This is a genomic window from Alistipes sp. DJF_B185 (assembly GCF_964250025.1).
GTDB lineage: Bacteria > Bacteroidota > Bacteroidia > Bacteroidales > Rikenellaceae > Alistipes > Alistipes finegoldii.
Map to the genome: position 1 here is coordinate 1 of NZ_CAXUDY010000036.1, position 3,665 is coordinate 3,665.

A 3,665-nucleotide genomic window follows, 5' to 3' on the forward strand; every position below is an offset into this window, starting at 1 on the left:
CACATCACACGGGAAACTCCCTGGAAAATTACTGAAATGACAGGGAGCAGTAGAAAGGCGAAAGTCCTAATACATGATCATTGCAGCCGAATTACTAACAGAAATAAATGGAAGTTACTATGAGCCGGCTTTTAGTTACAAATAAAAGTTTTGAATTGCTTGAGCCGTATGAGGGGAAACTCTCACGTACGGTTCTTAGAGGGGAAAGCTCCCGTAAGGGGGCTGACCTACTCGACATCGAAATGTACCTCAATGAGGCGCATTCGCAGGGGCTGCGCTCCGTAAGGTGCCACTGCAACGTCATGGCATGGGCCGAGAACGAAGCGGAGCTGAAGCGCATCCGCAACGACGTGGGCTCGCAGCTCGCGCTGATGGGATGCACGCCGCATCACAACACGGTGGACGTGCCGGTGCTGTTCTGGGCGGCGATTCCCGGCAACGAGGCCGACTTCCCTGCCGAGGAGAGTTTCTACACCTTTCTCGATCAGGCCCTCTGTCTTTTCAACGGGGAGACCAACTACCGCTCGTCGCTCTCGCCCTTCGGAATCAAGATGTCCGACCGCCTGTCGGGCATTCCGATTCATCTGGATATCTCGGATCTTCCGATGAAGCGCGGCGTCATCACGAATCGGAATAAATTTATCCTCGGACCGTCGGGCTCGGGCAAGAGTTATCTGACGAACCATCTGGTTCGTCAGTACTGGGAGCAGGGTTCGCATATCCTGCTGGTCGACACGGGCAACTCCTACCAAGGGCTCTGCTCGCTGATTCACGCCAAGACCAAGGGCCGCGACGGGGTGTATTTCACCTACACCGAGGAGGCGCCCATCGCCTTCAATCCCTTCTATGTCGAGGACGGAGTGTACGACGTGGAGAAGCGCGAGTCGCTCAAGACGCTGCTGCTGACCCTTTGGAAACGCGAATCCGAGGAGCTGACGCGCTCGGAGGAGGTGGCGCTCTCGAACGCCGTGAACCTCTACCTCTCGAAGCTCCGCACCGACCGCTCCATCGTCCCCTCGTTCGATACCTTTTACGAGTTCGTCGAAACCGACTACCGGCGGCTTCTGGAGCAGAAGCGCGTGCGGGAGAAGGATTTCGACCTCGAAAACTTCCTGAACGTGCTGGAACCTTACTATAAGGGCGGCGAGTACGACTACCTGCTGAACTCCGACAAACAGCTGGATTTGCTGGACAAGCGTTTCATCGTCTTCGAGCTGGACAACATCTCCTCGAACCGGACGCTGCTGCCGGTGGTGACGCTCATCATCATGGAGACCTTCATTTCGAAGATGCGGCGGCTGAAAGGAGTCCGCAAGATGATTCTCATCGAGGAGTGCTGGAAGGCCCTCACCTCGGCCAATATGAGTGCATATATTAGGTATTTGTTTAAAACCGTTCGCAAGTATTTCGGCGAGGCGGTCGTGGTGACGCAGGAGGTGGACGACATCATCTCGTCGCCCATCGTCAAGGAGTCGATCATCAACAACGCCGACTGCAAAATCCTTTTGGACCAGCGCAAATACCTCTCGAAATTCGACGGCATACAACGTCTGCTGGGGCTGACGGACAAGGAGCGGGCGCAGATTCTCTCTATCAACCTCTCGAACGATCCTAAACGCCGCTATAAGGAAGTGTGGATTGGGCTCGGAGGCGTGCAGTCGGCAGTTTATGCCACGGAAACCTCGGTCGAAGAATATTTGACCTATACCACTGAGGAATCGGAAAAGATGCAGGTCATGGAGCTTGCCGAAAAGCTCGGCGGCGACATCGAAGCCGCCATCCAGCAGTTGGCATGCAAGCGCGAAACGAAAACCGAATCTTAATGCCCGCTGCCATGAAACAGTTGCTTTGGATATGCGCCGGCATCCTGCTGACGTTTACGGCCGTGCTCGGAGCGTTTCACCTCTTCTACGATTACGAATACCGCAAAATCCGTCCCCTGTGCGGAGCATGGCATTCGACGCTCGACGACACGCGGCTGGTGATCGAGCCGTGCGGTGATAAATTCCGCATCACCATCACGCGCCGCGGCACGTCCGAAACACATGCTCTGCACTACAAGGATTGCGTCTATTATACGGCCTACGGCGGACGCCGGATCGATCTCTTTTACACGCCCCCGGCCGATGCACTGCTCCTCGTGCCGGGCGACGCTTTCAAACGAACCTCAAAACTCAAAAACAATGAACAGTAACCAATCGACGCCTGCGTCGGCCGTAGCGGCCCTTCAGCAGGAGATCAGAACCCGCACCGAAGTCATCCGCACTTTGGCAGACCTTCGGGAACAACTCGACGCCGACCGTATCTGCGGAGCGTGGCTCTCGGCGGAAAACAACCTCTCGGCCTCGATACGCCGCATCGGCGAGGGCATGTGGCGCATCCTCGTTTTCGACCACGCGCTCTGCTACAAACGCCTCGTACAGGACGGCATCATCGCGCTGCGCCGCCACCGTCTTTGGCTCGGCGCCGACGACGGCAACCGCGTGATCTACGATGCTTCCACCGAGACACTCACCATCGGCTGTTACGGACGTTTCGTTCCGGAGGACTGCATCCGGCGGCAGGAAGACGACGCAATCAGTGCCGAAGCGTGCGACTTCAACGAACCGGCCGAATAATGGAGCGTCATTCGGTATTTCCGGGCTGCCCCTGCTTGCTGGGGCAGCCCTTCGGCAGACGCTGCCCGCAGTCACACATTTCTAAATCCGACGGCTATGGAATGGAAAGATAGGATTGCACGGCTATTCCGCCGCAAGCCGGACTGGGAAAGGGAGCATCGAAGTACCCTCATTGCCCGTCATGCAGAGAACCTGCTCCGGGAACGGGATATAAGCAATGTTACAGATCTTGTACGACGGCACCGGAAATCGGATCTGACCATTGCCGGAATCGGGCTGACAATGAATACAGCAACATCCCGCTTTCTCAGGACGCCCGAAGATGCGGCCGGAGAAGATGTACTGGCGCTGATGGAGGCCCTGCGCGGAACGCCGTTTGCGAAAAAGATCGGGTGCCGCCTCGCGGACGTTCCGGCAAACACCGCCCACTCCCTGCACGGCCTGCTGGCCATGCACACCTTTCTCTTGGATGCTTATTTGGAGCAGCATCCCGACAGTGGGCTCCGGCAGCCTCCGATGGACGAGTTGCAGGCCGCAGCGCATATCATCGACCGGCAGTTCCGCGCCGAGACATTCCGCGAGCTGCGCCATCTGGCAGAAACGAGAGGACGTTATATGCCCTCCTGTTACGTCGTACGCCTCTACGACTGGGACGCCGACATGGGCCGGTTGCAGAAGATGCGCGGGCGGCTGGACGGCCCGGCATGTGCGGACAATCCGCAGCAGGTGCAGCAGCTCCGGGAGCGAATCTGGAAGGCCGAGAACCGCATGGTGCGGGAAGCCGAGAGGATATTAGAGAGTGATCCGGAAATTTCCCTGCGGCAAACCTACATTGAAAAACTCGATGCCGAGTTGCAGACATTGGGATGGCTTGCACGCTTCCCGGAGCGAATCGACGACAGCCGTATTAACCGGCAGCTGCTCGACAAATACGGTATCGAGCCGGGCATCTCCCGCGAAGAACAATCCCGGCAGGTCGAGAAAGCCTTCCGCGAGCTGGATGCACGCCTTGTCCGCATGACCGGGCGGCAGTCCTACGCCGACGAT

Annotated in this window: 3 protein-coding genes and 1 pseudogene; all 4 read left to right on the forward strand. The window is 57.5% G+C overall.

What is annotated here, in order from left to right; genetic code table 11:
* Positions 1 to 236: 236 nt before the first annotated feature.
* Positions 237 to 1,823: pseudogene (locus ACESTR_RS15655) on the forward strand (TraG family conjugative transposon ATPase); the annotation flags it as partial.
* A gap of 11 nt (positions 1,824 to 1,834) precedes the next feature.
* A complete protein-coding gene (locus ACESTR_RS15660; protein WP_229111673.1) occupies positions 1,835 to 2,194 on the forward strand; it encodes a DUF3876 domain-containing protein in 360 nt (119 codons plus the stop codon).
* Positions 2,184 to 2,618, forward strand: coding sequence for a hypothetical protein (locus ACESTR_RS15665; RefSeq protein WP_009598935.1), 435 nt, complete (start codon positions 2,184 to 2,186; stop codon positions 2,616 to 2,618). Before ACESTR_RS15660 ends, ACESTR_RS15665 begins: the two co-directional genes overlap by 11 nt.
* 282 nt (positions 2,619 to 2,900) lie before the next feature.
* The coding region (locus tag ACESTR_RS15670; RefSeq protein ID WP_373179420.1) for a hypothetical protein at positions 2,901 to 3,665 on the forward strand (765 nt) is incomplete at its 3' end.